17 protein-coding genes and 2 tRNA genes are annotated in these 17746 nt (G+C 31.4%); 1 reads left to right on the top strand and 18 read right to left on the bottom strand.

All coding sequences use genetic code 11. The features are described from left to right. Positions 1–22: 22 nt before the first annotated feature. The 17 genes from L1S33_RS12160 to L1S33_RS12080 all read right to left on the bottom strand — a co-directional run bounded on the left by L1S33_RS12160 (position 23) and on the right by L1S33_RS12080 (position 15406). Positions 23–1276 (bottom strand): sulfate adenylyltransferase subunit 1, encoded by a 1254-nt coding sequence (locus tag L1S33_RS12160; RefSeq protein ID WP_240562530.1) that lies wholly within the window; start codon positions 1274–1276, stop codon positions 23–25. Between the two features lie 38 nt (positions 1277–1314). Continuing rightward, positions 1315–2220 (bottom strand): sulfate adenylyltransferase subunit CysD, encoded by a 906-nt coding sequence (cysD, locus tag L1S33_RS12155; RefSeq protein WP_240562529.1) that lies wholly within the window; start codon positions 2218–2220, stop codon positions 1315–1317. Then, on the bottom strand, positions 2217–2816 hold the full coding sequence (gene cysC, locus L1S33_RS12150) for an adenylyl-sulfate kinase (RefSeq protein ID WP_240562528.1): 600 nt from the start codon (positions 2814–2816) through the stop codon (positions 2217–2219). The genes cysD and cysC overlap by 4 nt, the downstream gene beginning before the upstream one ends. Next, positions 2813–3271, bottom strand: coding sequence for a DUF2061 domain-containing protein (locus L1S33_RS12145; protein ID WP_240562527.1), 459 nt, complete (start codon positions 3269–3271; stop codon positions 2813–2815). The genes cysC and L1S33_RS12145 overlap by 4 nt, the downstream gene beginning before the upstream one ends. Before the next feature lies 1 nt (position 3272). Beyond that, positions 3273–4067, bottom strand: coding sequence for a 3'(2'),5'-bisphosphate nucleotidase CysQ (gene cysQ / locus L1S33_RS12140; RefSeq protein ID WP_240562526.1), 795 nt, complete (start codon positions 4065–4067; stop codon positions 3273–3275). Between the two features lie 14 nt (positions 4068–4081). Beyond that, positions 4082–5401: a UDP-glucose dehydrogenase family protein gene (locus tag L1S33_RS12135; RefSeq protein ID WP_240562525.1), complete on the bottom strand. Its 1320-nt coding sequence runs from the start codon at positions 5399–5401 to the stop codon at positions 4082–4084. 49 nt (positions 5402–5450) lie between these two features. Next, the gene (locus L1S33_RS12130; protein ID WP_240562524.1) at positions 5451–6734 is read right to left on the bottom strand and encodes a nucleotide sugar dehydrogenase; all 1284 of its coding nucleotides are present in this window, start codon (positions 6732–6734) and stop codon (positions 5451–5453) included. Between the two features lie 11 nt (positions 6735–6745). Then, on the bottom strand, positions 6746–7729 hold the full coding sequence (locus L1S33_RS12125; protein ID WP_240562523.1) for an SDR family oxidoreductase: 984 nt from the start codon (positions 7727–7729) through the stop codon (positions 6746–6748). A gap of 116 nt (positions 7730–7845) precedes the next feature. Continuing rightward, positions 7846–7920, bottom strand: a tRNA-Val gene (locus tag L1S33_RS12120). A gap of 38 nt (positions 7921–7958) precedes the next feature. Next, a tRNA-Val gene (locus L1S33_RS12115) sits at positions 7959–8033 on the bottom strand. A gap of 59 nt (positions 8034–8092) precedes the next feature. Continuing rightward, on the bottom strand, positions 8093–9304 hold the full coding sequence (locus L1S33_RS12110) for a bifunctional folylpolyglutamate synthase/dihydrofolate synthase (RefSeq protein WP_240562522.1): 1212 nt from the start codon (positions 9302–9304) through the stop codon (positions 8093–8095). A 17-nt stretch (positions 9305–9321) separates the two neighbouring features. Then, positions 9322–10146 carry an energy transducer TonB gene (locus L1S33_RS12105; protein WP_240562521.1) on the bottom strand — a complete coding sequence of 275 codons (825 nt, stop codon included), beginning with the start codon at positions 10144–10146 and terminating at the stop codon, positions 9322–9324. Then, complete coding sequence (locus L1S33_RS12100) at positions 10146–10538, bottom strand: ExbD/TolR family protein (RefSeq protein ID WP_240551768.1); 393 nt, start codon at positions 10536–10538, stop codon at positions 10146–10148. The genes L1S33_RS12105 and L1S33_RS12100 overlap by 1 nt, the downstream gene beginning before the upstream one ends. 84 nt (positions 10539–10622) lie before the next feature. Continuing rightward, positions 10623–11312: a MotA/TolQ/ExbB proton channel family protein gene (locus L1S33_RS12095; protein ID WP_240562520.1), complete on the bottom strand. Its 690-nt coding sequence runs from the start codon at positions 11310–11312 to the stop codon at positions 10623–10625. Positions 11313–11526: 214 nt separating this feature from the next. Further along, a complete protein-coding gene (gene nhaD / locus L1S33_RS12090; protein ID WP_240562519.1) occupies positions 11527–12930 on the bottom strand; it encodes a sodium:proton antiporter NhaD in 1404 nt (467 codons plus the stop codon). Positions 12931–12940: 10 nt separating this feature from the next. After that, entirely contained in the window at positions 12941–14173 is a 1233-nt protein-coding gene (locus L1S33_RS12085) for a Glu/Leu/Phe/Val dehydrogenase dimerization domain-containing protein (protein ID WP_240562518.1), read from the bottom strand. A gap of 165 nt (positions 14174–14338) precedes the next feature. After that, positions 14339–15406 (bottom strand): anhydro-N-acetylmuramic acid kinase, encoded by a 1068-nt coding sequence (locus L1S33_RS12080; protein ID WP_240562517.1) that lies wholly within the window; start codon positions 15404–15406, stop codon positions 14339–14341. A gap of 88 nt (positions 15407–15494) precedes the next feature. On the opposite strand from L1S33_RS12080, the gene L1S33_RS12075 reads away from it, so the two are divergent. Beyond that, the gene (locus tag L1S33_RS12075) at positions 15495–16637 is read left to right on the top strand and encodes an acyl-CoA dehydrogenase (RefSeq protein WP_240562516.1); all 1143 of its coding nucleotides are present in this window, start codon (positions 15495–15497) and stop codon (positions 16635–16637) included. Between the two features lie 223 nt (positions 16638–16860). Here L1S33_RS12075 and L1S33_RS12070 read toward each other — a convergent pair whose 3' ends face one another. Further along, positions 16861–17643 (bottom strand): tRNA pseudouridine synthase A, encoded by a 783-nt coding sequence (locus tag L1S33_RS12070; protein WP_240562515.1) that lies wholly within the window; start codon positions 17641–17643, stop codon positions 16861–16863. Positions 17644–17746: the final 103 nt, after the last annotated feature.

The raw sequence follows: 17746 nt of genomic DNA, 5'->3' as shown, positions 1-17746 counted from the left end.
TTTATTTTTTTATGTTATGATTCTAGACAATCATTCCTGCCGCTACGGTTTCATTAGTAGCATCATCAACAAGAATTATACTTCCTGTTGTTCTGTTTTCTCTATAGGAATCGACCATTAAAGGCTTAGTAGTTCTTATTCTAACCTTTGAAATATCGTTCATATTAAGGTCCTTATCCTCATTATTTCTTTCTAGAGTATTTATATCAATCTTATAAACCACCTCTTTAATCATTGCTTTTTGATCGTTTGAAGTATGCTTTATAGTATATTTTGCCCTAGGTTTTGCTGAAGAATTATTTAACCAACACAACATTACTTCTAGATCTTGTAATGCCTCAGGTTTATTTTTAGAACGAACAATCATGTCTCCTCTACTAATATCAATATCATCTTCAAGAGTAATAGAAACTGACATTGGCGCGTATGCCTCTTCTAAGGCTTTATCATGCAAGTCAATACTTTTTATTTTTGAAGTAAAACCTGAAGGCATAACTGTAACTTCATCTCCTTTTCTAAAAATTCCACTTGAAATACGTCCTGCATATCCTCTATAATCAATAAAACCATCTCTTTGAGGTCTTAATACAGTTTGAACAGGAAACCTTGCATCAACTTTATTAATATCACTACTTATATGCATAGTTTCCAATGTGTGCAACATTGGAGCTCCTTGAAACCAAGGCATATTTTTAGACTTGTTTACAACATTGTCTCCATTTAAGGCACTCATAGGTATAAACCTTACATCTGTAACTAACATTTTAGAAGAAATATCTTCAAACTGTCTAACAATGTCATTGTATACTTTTTCTGAATAATCTACAAGGTCCATTTTATTAACACAGACAATAATGTGTGGAATTTGTAATAAAGACGCAATAAAGGCATGTCTTTTGGTTTGCTCAATAACTCCATGTCTTGCATCAATTAAAATTGTAGCAACATTAGCAGTTGAAGCTCCTGTTACCATGTTTCTGGTATATTGAATGTGCCCAGGTGTATCTGCAATAATAAATTTTCTTTTAGGTGTTGTAAAATACCTATAAGCAACATCTATAGTAATTCCTTGCTCTCTTTCATCACGTAAACCATCAGTAAAAAGGGCTAAATCAACACCTTCATGTCCTTTCTTTTTACTTGTGTTTGTTATAGCTTCTAATTGATCTTCAAATATAGATTTAGAATCATAAAGTAAACGTCCTATTAACGTACTTTTCCCATCATCTACACTACCTGCTGTAGTAAAGCGTAATAATTGATTATTGTCTAACATAACTATTTTTTGTTCTCTTTTTGTAAATTAAAAATGGTTTAAAAATAACCTTGACGTTTTCTGTCTTCCATTGCTGACTCAGATCTCTTATCATCACTTCTATTTCCTCTTTCTGTATTTCTCATCCCAGCAACTTCAATTGCAATCTTTTCTAAAGTATCAGCTTCAGACTCATCTCCTCCGGTTATAGTTATATCACCTAAAGTTCTAAAACGTATTTTCTTAGTTACAACCTCTTCGTTCTCTTCTAAAATTAAAAACTCTGAATTAGGGATCCATGTACCTTGTCTACGAACAACTTCACGTTCATGAGCAAAATACAACGAAGGTATTGCTATGTTTTCTCTTTTTATGTAATTCCAAACATCCATTTCTGTCCAGTTACTTATAGGAAAAGCTCTAAAGTGTTCTCCTTGAAAATGTTTTCCATTAAAAATATTCCACAATTCAGGGCGTTGATTTTTTGGATCCCATTGCCCAAAATCATCTCGATGAGAAAAGAAACGTTCTTTTGCTCGTGCTTTTTCTTCGTCTCTTCTACCTCCACCAATTGCACAATCTATTTTATTTGCTTCAATAGCATCTAAAAGAGTTGTTATTTGCAATGCGTTACGGGTAGCGTTTTTACCTTTTTCTTCAGCAACTCGTCCATCATCTATAGATTCTTGTACAGAACCTACAATTAATTTAACCCCCAATTCCTTTATAATATCATCTCTGAACTGAATTGTTTCTGGGAAATTATGGCCAGTATCTACGTGCATTAAAGGAAAAGGAATTTTTGCTGGATAAAATGCTTTCTTAGCTAAATGTGTAACTAGAATTGAATCTTTTCCTCCAGAAAACAAAATTACTGGATTTTCAAATTGTGCCCAAACTTCCCTTAATACAAAGATTGCTTCGCTTTCTAACTCGTCTAAATAATTTAAATAATACTTGCTCATTGATCAAGTTTTAATTTTGGTTTTATAAATGCCACTATTTTCTTTACAGCAGCTTCAATTGATTCTTTTTCTGTATCTATTACTAGATCTGGATTTTCGGGTATTTCATATGGTGCTGAAATACCTGTCATATTTTTAATTTCTCCAGCTCTTGCTTTTTTATATAGACCTTTAACATCTCTTCGCTCACATTCTTCAACACTGGTGTTAATAAAAACCTCGACAAAGTTAACATCTTTAACGATACTTTTTATGTTTTCACGGTCTTTTTTATACGGCGACACAAATGCTGCGAGAGTAACTATACCTGCATCTATCATTAAATTTGATATTTCAGCAATTCTTCTGATATTTTCTGTTCTATCTTCTGGCGCAAAAGTTAAATCTTTATTTATTCCTTTTCTAATGTTATCTCCATCTAATGAATAAGTCTTTACGTCCAATTTACATAATTCTTGTTCAACAACATTAGCTATTGTTGATTTACCTGAGCCAGACAAACCAGTAAACCATATTAAAAATGAATTATGTTTATTATTTCTTTGTCTTTCTTCTTTTGTTACCTGATAATTATGTTTTATAATATTTTCTTTCATATGGTGTTTTTTTTTCCAAACAAAAAATTTCTAATTTTTCCTAATGGAAGTTTTAACCAAATTTTTTCATGTATATAGAAAAGTATAAATTTTGTTAATAATTCTGAAAGTGCAATATACAAAGCAACTTCATCAAAAGAGTCTAGAACTATACCAGATATAATAAAAGTTGTTAACGTTGCAATTAATCTCCAAGATATAGATTTTTTTACTATTTCTTTATTAGTTGTTGCTTGTTTACCTAAATAATTCAACCAAAAACGTTCGTGAAAGTAAAATATAGCTAACTTTATTATAAATTCAGAAGCTCCAATTTTAATAGCATCTTCTATACTACAATTTCCCAATAAACATGTAATAAATAGAACAACCAAAATTGTATCTGTGGTTGCAACTACTCGCCAAGAAATACCTTTTAAAACGCTACGTATATGTGAGGACTTTTTAATTTTCATATTAATTTGACAAAATAAACCAAGGATTTAACAACTCTTCTTTATTATATAACAATTCTTCATTAGTTTTTTTGGAAATCACCTTTAAACCGACCGCACTACATATTGCATGACCTGCTGCTGTATCCCACTCCATAGTAGGAGCAAATCTTGGATAAACATCTGCATTTCCTTCTGCAACTAAACAAAACTTTAAAGAACTCCCTTTTGAAACAACTTCAATATCCTTTCCTTCTTTTTTTATAGTTTCTATAAAATCTAATGTTTCTTGATTCATGTGAGACCTACTTCCAACTACTTGAACATGTTTAGATCCAGGGTTTTTTGGTGCTATTTTTTTTGCAGTATTAACGACCTCTTCAAAGCTAGTGTCGTGGGTCTCTAATTGTGATTTAAACCCTTCTTTATTATTAACATTTGCAAAATATATTGTTTTTGTTGCTGGCACATATATTACGCCTAACTCTGGCTTTCCGTTTGTTACTAGGGCTATATTTACTGTAAACTCTCCATTGCGTTTTACGAACTCTTTAGTTCCATCAACAGGATCTACAATCCAACAGGTATTCCAATCTTTCCTAGTAATATATTCGGTTTGTTTATTTTCTTCACTAATTATAGGAAATTCAGTAGTTACTAAATATGAATTTATAATATCGTTAGCTTTTTTATCTGCTTCTGTTAAAGGTGATTTATCATCTTTAATTTCAACATTAAAAGCAGAATCATAAACTTTCATTATTACTTTTCCAGCTTCTAAGCTTGCTTTTATTGCAATTTTTAAATTATTTTCCATTAGTATAAAATAAATTAACTTTTCCCAATTTGATAATACTCAAAACCTTCATTTTCTAAATTAAATGAATTATATTGATTTCTTGCATCAAAAATTACAGCCTGCTTCAACTCTTTTTTTAATAAATCAAAATTGGGTGCTCTAAACTCTTTCCACTCTGTTAAAAGAATCAACGCATCAACACCTTTTACAGCTTCATATTTTTCCTCCCCATAAAATACATCTAACTCCTTAAGATGAAAATTCTTAGCCTCCTGCATAGCTTTGGGATCATAAGCTTTTATTTTAGCCCCCCTTTTTATTAACTCAGAAATTATGTAAAGTGAAGGTGCATCTCGCATATCATTCGTTTCAGGTTTGAATGACAAACCCCAAACTGCAAAAGAAAACCCTGTTAAATCTTCTCCAAATTTGTTTATAATTTTATTTAAAAAATATTTTTTTTGATTTTTATTAACTTCATTTACTGATGAAATTAATGACGGATTATAACCATTTTCTATACCTATTTGTATTAAAGCTGAAATATCTTTAGGAAAACAAGTTCCCCCATAACCTATTCCAGGGTAAATAAAATTATATCCTATTCGAGAATCAGAACCAATACCAACCCGTACTTTATTTACATCTGCCCCAACTTTTTCGCAAATATTTGCTATTTCATTAATAAATGAGATTTTTGTTGCTAACATGGCATTGGCAGCATACTTTGTCATTTCTGCAGATGAAACGTCCATTGTTATAAAACGATCATGTGTTCTGAAAAAAGGGCTATATAGCTGTTTCATTTTATCAAAAACATCATTATCTTCAGCACCAATTACAACCCTATCTGGCTTCATAAAGTCATTTACAGCTGCTCCTTCTTTTAAAAACTCTGGGTTAGATACTATGTCAAAAGGCACACTAACTTTTCTTTTTTTAATTTCCTCTTCAACAATTTTCTTTACTTTAAAAGTGGTCCCAACTGGAACTGTTGATTTTGAAACTATTATTTTATATTCATTAATACTTTTCCCTAAAATTTCTGCTACTTGATAAATTGCAGACAAGTTAGCTGTACCATCTTTATTCATTGGTGTGCCAACAGCTATAAAAATGATATCAGAATTATTAATTGCTTTTTTTACATTAGTAGTAAAGAAGAGGTTTTTGTCTAGATTATTCTGAACCAATTCTTTTAAACCCGGTTCATAAATAGGCAATAAACCTTTATTTAATTTATTTATTTTTTCTTCATCAACATCTACACAAGTAACATTGTTTCCCATTTCTGAAAAACAAACACCTGAAACCAGACCAACATAACCAACACCTACTACTGCAATTCTCATGTTTTTATACTGTTATGTTGTATGTGATTTTTTTTAAACAAACTTTATTCTAAAGACTTTTATCTCTTACTTCATTAGATAGTGTATTTTTGACATCATACACAACTGATTTTTCTTTCTGTAACTCTGAAAAATTTAATTCCTTAAATTCATTATGAGCAACTGTTAAAACTATACCATCAAATTTTTTATTTGGAAGTATTTTTACTGAATTCAATCCATATTCATGCATAACTTCTTCTTCATTTGCCCAAGGATCGTATATGGTAATATTTGTACCATACTCTTTAAGAGCAGCGACAACGTCAACTACTTTCGTATTTCTAACATCAGGACAATTCTCTTTAAAGGTAATACCTAACACTAATATTTCGGCGTCTTTAACACGAACATCTTTCTTTATCATTAATTTTACCACCTCTGAAGCTACATATTCTCCCATGCTATCATTTAAGCGTCTTCCAGCTAAAATAATTTCAGGATGATATCCATATTCCTGAGCTTTTTGGGCTAAATAATAAGGGTCAACTCCAATACAGTGACCTCCAACTAAACCTGGTTTAAATGGTAAAAAATTCCACTTAGTACCAGCAGCTTCTAGAACATCATGAGTATTAATATCCATTAACCCAAAGATTTTAGCTAATTCATTTACAAAAGCAATATTAATATCTCTTTGAGAATTCTCTATAACTTTCGCTGCTTCTGCTACTTTTATTGTTGGTGCTAAATGTGTACCAGCTGTAATAATCGATTTATATAAATTATCTACTTTTTTACCAATCTCAGGAGTAGATCCAGAAGTTACTTTTAAGATTTTTTCTACTGTATGTTCTTTGTCTCCCGGATTTATACGTTCTGGAGAGTATCCTCCATAAAAATCTTTATTAAAAACTAACCCAGAAACTCTTTCTAATACTGGAATACACTCTTCCTCAGTGGCTCCAGGATATACAGTTGATTCATAAACAACTACATCTCCTTTTTTCAACACCTTACCTACAGTTTCACTTGCTTTTACCAAAGGTGTTAAAACTGGTCTATTATTCTTATCTACAGGAGTTGGTACTGTAATAATAAAATAATTACAACTCTTTATATCTTCTAAAGAGGTAGTACAAAATAAACCATTATTGTTAGATGGTTTATCAACTAGAACAGCTTGTAAGATTTCATCTTCTACTTCTAACGTAGAATCTGTTCCAGACATTAATTCTGATACTCTTTCTGTGTTAATATCAAATCCAACGGTTGAATATTTAGTTGCGAATAATCTTGCCAAAGGCAATCCTACATACCCTAATCCTATTACTGCAATTTTAGGTTGATCCATTTTTATTTTTTTTATAAGTTATCCCAATACCATTTTACAGCTTCTTTTAATCCTTCTTGTAAAGAAAACTGCGGATTGTAATTTAATAATTTTTTTGCTTTATCTACGCTTGCTAAAGAATGCGGAATATCTCCAACACGATTAGGTCCATGAACTACTTTAATCTTTGATATTGACTCATCATACTCAGACAAATATTCTTTCAAATATCCGATTAAATCATTTAAAGTATTTCTATCTCCATAAGCCACGTTATAAACTGTATTAACAGCCTCTGTATTTTCTGTAACCAAAGCCAACATATTTGCCTGTAACACGTTATCGATATACGTAAAATCTCGTGAAAAATTCCCGTCTCCATTAATTGTTGGCGACTCTCCTTTCATAAATTGACCAACAAACTTTGGTATAACTGCTGCATAAGCTCCATCCGGATCTTGTTTTCTTCCAAATACATTAAAATAACGTAACCCTATCGTTTCAAAACCGTATGTTTTTGCAAAAACATCAGCATATAATTCATTTACATATTTTGTAATTGCATATGGAGAAAGAGGTTTACCAATAACATCTTCCACTTTTGGCAACCCTTTAGAATCCCCATAAGTTGAAGAACTTGCTGCATAAACAAAACGTTTTACTCCAGCATCTCTAGAAGCTGTAAGCATATTTAAAAAACCACTTACATTAACATCATTTGAAGTAATTGGATCTTTTATGGAACGAGGAACAGACCCAAGAGCAGCTTGATGCAACACAAACTCTATTCCCTCAACAGCTTTCTTACAATCTTCTAAATTTCTAATATCCCCTTCTATTAAAGTGAAATTAACATTTTCATGTAAGTGAGATACATTCTCTCTCTTACCTGTTGCAAAATTATCTAAACAAACTACCTGATTACCTTTATCTAATAAGGTTTCACATAAATTTGAACCAATAAAACCGGCCCCACCTGTTACAAGAATTTTCTTTTCAGAAAGATTTATATTCATATATTTTTTTTAAGAAAAATATTATTCTTTTTCAACAATCAAAAGTACAAAAAAGAAAATAAAAATATCATTTAAAATAAAAAAGTCCTTGATAAAACATCAAGGACTTTTAATTGTGGGCAATGAGGGATTCGAACCCCCGACCCCCTCGGTGTAAACGAGGTGCTCTGAACCAACTGAGCTAATTGCCCGATTTATATTTTAATTCCTAATCTGGAAAGGAATATCGTGGGCAATGAGGGATTCGAACCCCCGACCCCCTCGGTGTAAACGAGGTGCTCTGAACCAACTGAGCTAATTGCCCTCAATTGCGGATGCAAATATAAGACAGTTTTATAAATTGGCAATATTTTTCTTGTTTTTTTACAAAATTTCTGCCACAACAAAAGTACTTCCTCCAATATAAATGAGGTCTTCTTTGTCTGCAGATAATAATGCTTCTTTATAAGCTTCATTTACAGACGAAAAGCTTTTACCTTTTAAAGAAAACTTAAGCGCATTTGTTTCTAATACTCTCTCATCTATGCCTCTTGGAATATTCGGTTTGCAAAAATAATAGGTTGCTTTTTTAGGAAACAGTGGTAATACTGCATCTAAATCTTTATCTGAAACAACACCTAAAACAATATGCAGTTGTTCTCTTTCTTGTTGTTGTAATTGTTCTAATGTATATTTTAAACCTTCTTTATTGTGTGCAGTATCACAAATTACGGTTGGTTTTTCTTGTAAAATTTGCCAACGTCCTTTTAAATTTGTGTTTTTTGCAACGTTTAGAAGTCCTGTTTTTATGTTTTTATGAGATACTTTAAATTCTTTTAATTGCTGAATAGCTGTAGCAACAGTTTTTACATTTTTTTCTTGATAACTACCAAGTAAATCCGTTTTGTAGCTTCCTTTTATTTCTTCTGAAGCAAAAATAATTTCAGATTGACATTCTTTTGCTTTAGCAAGAAAAACGTCTTTAACTTCTCTTTGATATTCTCCTATTACAACTGGAATGTTCTCTTTGATAATCCCAGCTTTTTCAAAGGCTATTTCAGGTAAGGTTTCCCCTAAAAACTGTGTGTGATCTAATCCTATATTGGTAATTACTGAAACTTCTGGTGTAATAATGTTTGTTGAATCTAATCTTCCTCCTAAACCAACTTCAATAATTGCAATATCTACTTTTTCTTCTGCAAAGTAATTAAACGCCATTCCAACCGTCATTTCAAAGAAAGACAATTGTTGTTTTTCTAAAAATTCTTTATACTTTTTTATAAATAAAGAAACATTACGCTTTGGAATTTCCTTACCGTTAATTCTTATTCGCTCAGTAAAATTCTTTAAATGTGGCGATGTGTACAAACCTACTTTATAACCAGCTTCTTGTAAAATTGACGCCAACATGTGGCTTGTAGAACCTTTTCCGTTTGTACCACCCACATGAATAGATTTAAACTTTTTCTCAGGAAAATCTAATTCTTTTGAGAACGCTATTATATTGGTTAAATCTTTCTTGAATGCTGTTTTACCTTGTCTTTGATACATTGGTAATTGCGCAAACATCCAATCTAAAGTTTGTTGGTAAGTCATTTTACAAAAATAGAGGTTTATTTAGATAATGAGAACTTATAGATTATAGTTCCTTTTTGCTTTATTGGCGCATTACCATCTGCATTCCATTTTGTTTTTAAAGCCGCTTCTTTTGCGGGTTTTAAAAGACATGGAGCCGTGTTTGTTGAGCCTTTTACTCCTGGAATTGCTTTAATTACACGCCCATTATTATCTACTTCTATACTAACAACAACAGTTCCTTCTTCTTGGCAATCTGGTTTTTGAATTGGTTTTGACAATGCTTTTCTTCCAGATAAATTGTAATTTCCTCCAGAGCCACTGCCTGAATTTCCATAGTATTTATTAGAATTTGGATCTCCGTTTTCATTTCCTTTTACTCCCGGCTTGTCATCATCTCCTTCTCCTTTTGGTGCTCCATCTGAAGAATTTCCGTTTAACAAATTGTCTAAAGCATTTTGTGCTTCTTTAGATGGTTTGGGTTTTGGCTTCTCTTTTGGAACCTCTTTTTTAGGTTCTTCCTTTACAGCTTCTTTTGGAGTCTCTTTTACTTTTTCTACAACTGGAACATCTTCTGCTGTATCGTCTGTTATTATTTCTTCTTGAATTATTTCTTTCGGAATTTCTTTAACTTCCTCTACAATTTGCTCTTCTACTTTTTGCTCAGCTGGTTGTGTTTTAGTTTTTTCAACAGGTTCTCCACTACCAACTTCTGAATTACCAAAATTTATTGCTAAACCATATTCTTCTGGCGGATCTAAATACTTCATTCCGAAGTTAAAAACAAGATATAATAGCAACAACAATAGTATTGAAGTAATTATAGCTGATTTTCTTTTATGTTTATTATCTAAAACTGTCATTATTTACCTTTTACGGCTAAAATCATTTTTAATTTATTCTTGTTAGCAATGTCTATTACTTTCATTACGTTTTTATATGGAACGTCTTTGTCGCCACGAATTACAATTGTTTTCTTTTTATCTGCTCCAACTGAATTTAGCAATTTTTGTTCCAAATTAGCTGAACTAACTTTAGTTTTATCTATATAAAATGTTGAATTTTTAGAAATTGTTACAGCAACCGCAGTTTGATTTTCTGTTTTACCACCAGCTTTAGGCAATAAAACATCAATTGCACTTACTGTTACCAAAGTTGATGTTAGCATAAAAAAGATTAACAGCAAAAAAACAATATCTGTCATTGATGACATATTGAAATTAGGGTTTACTTTATTTCTTCCGCGTAAATTCATATTTATTAAAAGATTAAAAAATTTAATAATTAAAAGATTATGTGTGCTTGTTTGAATTTTTCAATTCTTAAATCTTTTAATAATTTAAACTGGTTCGTTTAGTAAATCTAAAAACTCTACCGATTTTGCTTCCATTTGATAGACAACTTTGTCAGTTCTTACCACCAAGTGATTATATGTTATGTATGCAATAATACCTACAATTAAACCTGCAACGGTTGTTGTCATGGCTGTATATAATCCGTCGGAAAGTAATTTTATATCTATTTGTCCGCCAGCATTTGCTATTTCGTGTATAGCGACAATCATACCAATTACGGTTCCTAAAAAACCAATCATTGGTGCGGCTCCTGCAATTGTTGCTAATACAGAAACGTTTCTCTCTAATTGATATACTTCTAATTTTCCTGCATTTCCTATTGCAGTGTTTATGTCTTCTAAAGGTTTACCAATTCTAGAAATTCCTTTTCCTATTAAATTAGCTGTTGGTGTTTTTGTTGTATCGCATAAAGTTTTTGCTGCTTCTAATTTTCCATTAGAAACATAGTCTTTAATTTGATTCATAAAATTTTTATCAACTTTTGAAGCTGCTTTTATGGCAAAAAATCGTTCGAAATAAATATATAAGGCAACAGCTAACAACACAAATAGTATCGCTATTATTATTTGACCTCCAATTCCGCCATCCATAATTAAATTATAAATAGACAGTGTTTTTTCTTCGGATACTACTTCTTCTAACAATTCTTTGTTTTCTTGAATAAATGGGATCATTAATTAGTGTTTTTGTTCTTTATAGTTAACGACTTTCTTTTTTTTAAATTGTTTCAAAATGAAACCTGATAAGTTTTTTATGCTTATCAGGTTTCATTTTAATGTACTATTTCTTTTGCGTTAGGGATTGAATGGCCTGTTTGAGCTCTTTTTTACTTTTTTCTAGTAAAAAAAGCGAGTAATGAAAGCCCGCCCGAACGCCCTAATTATTATTTTATATTAATGTTCTTATACCCATAAAGGCTACCGAACCTACAACAAAGCCTATTAAAGCTAACCAAGATATTTTTTTAAGGTACCAGAAAAAATCTATTTTTTCCATTCCCATTGCAACTACTCCGGCAGCTGAACCTATAATTAACATAGAACCTCCTGTTCCGGCTGCAAAGGCAATAAAGTGCCATAATTCATTATCGATAGCTTCTGTAAACATACCTAAACTAGCTGCTACTAATGGTACATTGTCTATTACTGCAGAACCAACTCCTAGTAACATTACTACTAAATCTGAAACGCCTTCTCCGTGTAATTCTGTTCCCATCATTGGTATTGTTTCTTTTAAGTTTTGAGCAAAACCAAAAAGGATACCTAAAGATTCTAAAGCTGCAACTGCCATTAAAATTCCTAAGAAAAATAAAATACTTGGCATTTCAATTTTAGAAAGAGAACTGTGTACTGGACTATGGTGTGCGTGTTCTTCATGCGCTACTGCTTCTTCTCCTTCTACGCTTGATATTGAGAATTTAGATCTACTATAAATTTCTGCAAAAGTTGCTACTACTGCAAGTGACAACATCATACCAACATAAGGTGGTAAATGTGTTGCTGTTTTAAAGAATGGTACAAAAACAATCATCCCTAAACCTAAGTACAACATTCTTGCGCTATTTGGTCCTGGTTTACTATTGTCGCTTTCGTCTACTTCTATATCTCCTTGAAAAGCAGATAATCTTGATGCAATTACTGTTGGAACAATCATACATAATAATGATGGTATAAATAAGTATATAAATAACATTCCTGCACTTACTTTTTTACCAATCCACAACATTGTTGTTGTTACATCTCCAATTGGAGACCATGCTCCTCCTGCATTTGCTGCAATAATTATTAAACCTGCAAACCAAATACGGTCTTCTCTTTTTTTAACTATTTTTTGAAGAATAGAAATAAGTACAATTGTTGCTGTTAAATTATCAATTATTGCTGATAAAATAAAAGCAAGGATACAGAACATCCATAATAATTTCTTTTTGCTTTTAAAGTTAACGTAACTTTTAATTGTAGAAAACCCATCGAAATAATCAATAATTTCTACAATAGTCATTGCACCTAATAAGAACACTAAAATTTCTGCAGTTTTACCTAAATGATGCAATAATGTTTCTTCCATTAAGTGCATTTTACCATCATGATTTAATGATGTATAAGCGTCTGTTAATAGACTGTGACTACTAGAATCAAACCATTGTGTAAAACCATCTACGCCAACTGCTACCATTGCCCAACAAATAGCCATCATAGCTAAAGCTGGAATCAATTTGTCTAGTTTTAAATTGTGTTCTAATGTAATGGCTAAATAACCAAGTACAAAAATTAAAATAATAAATGCTTCCATTTGTATCTGTTTAGATTAGTTGTTTTAATGCTATTTCGAAAGCTGTTTTACAGATTTCTTGTTTACTATTATTTTTTTGATGTGTTTTAACCAAGGCTTTTCTAATTGTTTCTGATGTGTCATCAAAAATATCTTGATCTATCATTGGTAACGCTACTCTTGATTCCATAAAATATGCAAAAACACGAGCTATACCACAATTTGATATAAAATCTGGTAATAAACTTAGGTGCTTATCTGTATATTCCATAATTGGACCAAAGAAAATTTCTTTGTCTGCAAAAGGCACATTTGCTCCTGGAGAAATTACTTCTAAACCGGTATCAATCATTTGTTGAACTTGTTTTTCAGAAACTAATCTTGAAGCTGCCGCTGGAACAAAAATTTCTGCTGGTAAAGACCAAATTTTCTCATTGATTTCTTCAAAAGAGATCATGTTATCTGCAACTAATTTGTTACCGTCTTTTCCTAAGAATAAATCGGTCATTTCTTGCATCGTAAATCCGTCTTCATTTATTAAACCGCCATCGCGATCAATAATTCCAACAACCTTAGCTCCTAATTGTGTTAAGTAATAAGCTGCCGCAGACCCAACGTTTCCAAAACCTTGAACAATTGCTCTTTTACCAGCAATATTTCCGCCGTAAATGTTATAATAATGTTTAACCGCTTCGGCAACACCGTAACCAGTTAACATATCTGCAACTGTATATTTTCTACTTAAATCTGGTGAAAATTTCTTATTCTCTATAATTTTAATTACACCTTGGCGTAACTGTCCTATTCTATTAATTTTATCGGCTTCAGTTGGTTTAAAGTGACCGTTAAAAATTCCTTCCTGAGGATGCCAAACACCGCAATCTTCTGTAATTGGAATTACATCTTTATCGGCATCTACATTTAAATCTCCTCCTGTTCCGTAATAATGTTTTAATAATGGAGTAACAGCTTTATACCAGCGTTCTAAAACACCTCTTTTTCTTGGGTCGTTTGGATCAAAATTTATACCTGATTTTGCTCCACCAATTGCAGGCCCAGAAACTGTAAATTTTACTTCCATAGTTTTTGCCAAAGACAAAACCTCATTCATATCTAACCCTTTTCTCATACGTGTTCCACCACCTGCGGCTCCACCACGTAAAGAATTTATTACTGTCCAACCTTCTGCTTCTGTTTCTGGGTCTTTCCAGTTAAAAACTATTTCTGGTTGTTTGTTTTCGTATTTTTTAAGTAATTCTTTCATTTTTAAATTTTGATGATTGTTTCAACTTTAGTTTTTCTTCTCTTTCAATTATTTATTTCCTGCCTAAAAAAGTTAAAGTTGATTCATGCTATAAAATGATTTAGATTAATTTACTTTGATTCTAACAAACTTACTGTAAAAAAATGAAGGTTCAAATAATTTACTTTAAAATTCTTTTGGCTCAAAAATCTCTCCAGATGAATGATTTCTTTTTGCTCCAGTTACACTCATTAAACAATTAACTTGATTATCAACACGTAACAGTCCTAAAAAAGCAAAAACTAGTGCTTCTTTAAAATTGATTAATTCTTTTGAAGGAATAATAATTTCAATATTTTTATTCTGATTGATTTTTTTGATTAAATAATCGTTAAAAGCACCGCCTCCAGTAACCAAAACTTTTGCATTTTTAGGAAAAACTTTTGCAATTGCCCAAGCTGCATTATCAGTAAAAGTTCTTAAAATATCTTGGGGTTTTCTTTTAGAAGATTCTAATCTTGGTATAATTTCTTTTAAAACCCATTCTAAACCCAAAGATTTTGGAGGTTTTTCTTTATAATAATCTAACATTCTTATATCTGACTCTAATTGCATTAAAAAAGTTCCTTTTGAAGCTATTTTTCCCTTATCATCATATTCAAAACCTAATTTTTGAGCATATCTATTTAACACAATATTTACTGGGCAAATATCAAAAGCTATTCTTTCACCATCTTTCTTATAAGATACATTTGCAAATCCACCTAGATTTAAGCAATAATCGTATTCAGAAAATAATAATTCGTCTCCAATTGGAACTAAAGGTGCTCCTTGACCGCCGAGTTTCACGTCTTGAGTTCTAAAGTCACAAACTACTTTTTGTTTGGTTTGGTTAGAAATAATTTGACCATTTCCTACTTGTAATGTAATCCCTTTGTGTGGTTCATGTAAAACGGTGTGTCCATGTGAAGCTATAAAGTCGATTTTATCAATAGAAAAACTAGCCATAAAATCATTAATTATTTCTGCTAGTAATCTTCCATAAGAAATATCTAGCTCAATTAATTCTGTATCAGAAAATGAAATAGCATTTTGTAATTTTATTTTCCATCCCTCTGAATAAGAAACTGTACAACATTGAAGAATTTTAAAGTTTCTATAATCCTGATTATCAAACTTAACATACACTAAATCTACGCCATCTAGTGACGTTCCAGACATAACACCAATAACAAAAACTTCATTTTTAATCATGTTAGTAAAAATAAGAAATCTCTGCTGAAAATATGTTACGAAATCGATATCTTTGCATTCGAAATTTACGAATTAAATTAGATAAAAAATGGATTTTAGTTTATCAGAAGAACATATGATGATTCGCGATGCCGCGAGAGATTTTGCACAAACAGAATTATTACCAGGAGTTATTGAAAGAGATAACGCGCAAACTTTCCCAGAAGAATTAGTTAGAAAAATGGGAGATTTAGGATTTATGGGAATAATGGTAGATCCAAAATACGGAGGAAGCGGAATGGATGCAATTTCTTACGTATTAATTATGGAAGAATTATCTAAAATAGACGCTTCTGCATCTGTTATGGTTTCTGTAAACAATTCATTAGTTTGTTATGGTTTAGAAGCTTATGCTTCTGAAGCACAAAAACAAAAATATTTAACAAAATTAGCAACAGGAGAACAAATCGGAGCATTTTGTTTATCAGAACCAGAAGCTGGTTCAGATGCAACTTCTCAATCTACAACTGCTGAAGACAAAGGTGATTATTACTTATTAAACGGAACAAAAAACTGGATTACAAATGGTGGTCGTGCCGGAGTATATTTAGTAATTGCACAAACTGATAGAGAAAAAGGACATAGAGGAATCAACGCTTTTATAGTTGAAAAAGGTATGGAAGGTTTTCATATTGGTCCTAAAGAAGATAAATTAGGAATTCGTGGAAGCGATACACATACATTACAGTTTAACGATGTAAAAGTACCTAAAGAAAATAGAATTGGTGAAGACGGTTTTGGATTTAAATTCGCAATGAAAACACTTTCTGGTGGAAGAATTGGTATTGCTGCACAAGCATTAGGTATTGCTGCAGGAGCATATGAATTAGCTTTAAAATATTCAAAAGAACGTAAAGCATTTGGTACAGAAATTTGCAATCATCAAGCAATTGCCTTTAAATTAGCAGATATGCACACAGAAATTGAAGCTGCAAGAATGTTGGTTATGAAAGCTGCTTCGGACAAAGATCAAGGTAATAACTACGATATGTCTTCTGCAATGGCAAAATTATACGCATCTAAAGTTGCCATGGAACACACTGTTGAAGCAGTTCAAATTCACGGTGGAAACGGATTTGTAAAAGAATACCACGTAGAACGTTTAATGCGTGATGCTAAAATTACACAGATTTACGAAGGAACTTCAGAAATTCAAAAAATTGTAATTTCAAGAGGAATTATCAAAGGATAATTAACTCCTTTTTATAATATAGAAAAGTCCATCATTAATTTGATGGACTTTTTTTTGTGCGTTACCACAAGGGTCGCGCTTTCCGTTATATCTTTTTATGCTGAATTTAGTCCAGCATCTTTACTTTTTAGAAGTAATATTATTGTTTATTTAATATTTTGAAACAATTTAGGCAAAAAAAGGATGCCACTTCAAATCGCTAACGCGAGCGTACTTGCTAGCTTTATTTTTCAAATTCGATGTTATGTAAATGCAAACCAGAAGCCGGTGCAATATTCTTTAAAAACTCAATATTAGAATCTGGTTTCAAACTTTGTTTTATAAATTCTAAATCGAATTCACCTTTACCTAAATCGTGTAAAGCCCCCATAATTAAACGAATCTGATTTCTTAAAAAGCCACTTCCTTTAACAATTAAAACAAAACTCTCTTTAGGGAAAAACGAAGCAGTTATTTCTGTATTCTTTTCAATACTACAAAAAACAATTTCTCTATTCACTTTAGTTTCAGCAGAAGGCTTTGTACAATAGTTAGTAAAATTATGAAACCCAACAAACAATTCAGCACCTTTTTTCATTAGCTCAATATCCAATTGTTCCCTAAATCGATTTAAAAACGGAGCAGCATACGGGTGGTTTTTTTCACCAAAAGAAAAATAATATCGATATTCTTTAACTTTAGGATGATTGATAACATTAAACTTTTTATCAATGTTTTCAATCTTTAAAGCTCTCATATCACTTGGAGCATTATGGTTAAAATAAGTCATAAACTGATTAAAATCTACTTCTTTATCAATAAATAATTGAAATGCATAGTAATTCGCAGAAACTCTTGCATCAGTTCTACCAACACCAAGGCTTTTAAGTCTAATATCTTTATAGATAAATTTTAATGTTTTATCTAAAAATAAGTGTCCAGTTTTTAAGTTAGGTTGCTTTTGCCAACCATGAAATCTAAATCCTAAGTATTGTATTGTTACTAAATACGTATGTTTATAATTCATTAAGTAAATATAGTAAAGTCTATAACAAAAAAAGCTCTTAGTTAAATTAACTAAGAGCTTTAAAAGCAAGGCAACGACCTACTCTCCCACCTATTGGCAGTAC

Source organism: Tenacibaculum aquimarinum, assembly GCF_022478115.1.
GTDB classification, from domain to species: Bacteria; Bacteroidota; Bacteroidia; order Flavobacteriales; family Flavobacteriaceae; genus Polaribacter; species Polaribacter aquimarinum_A.
The sequence above is the reverse complement of the archived record's forward strand: the minus strand, read 5'-3'. Positions and strand labels throughout refer to the sequence as shown.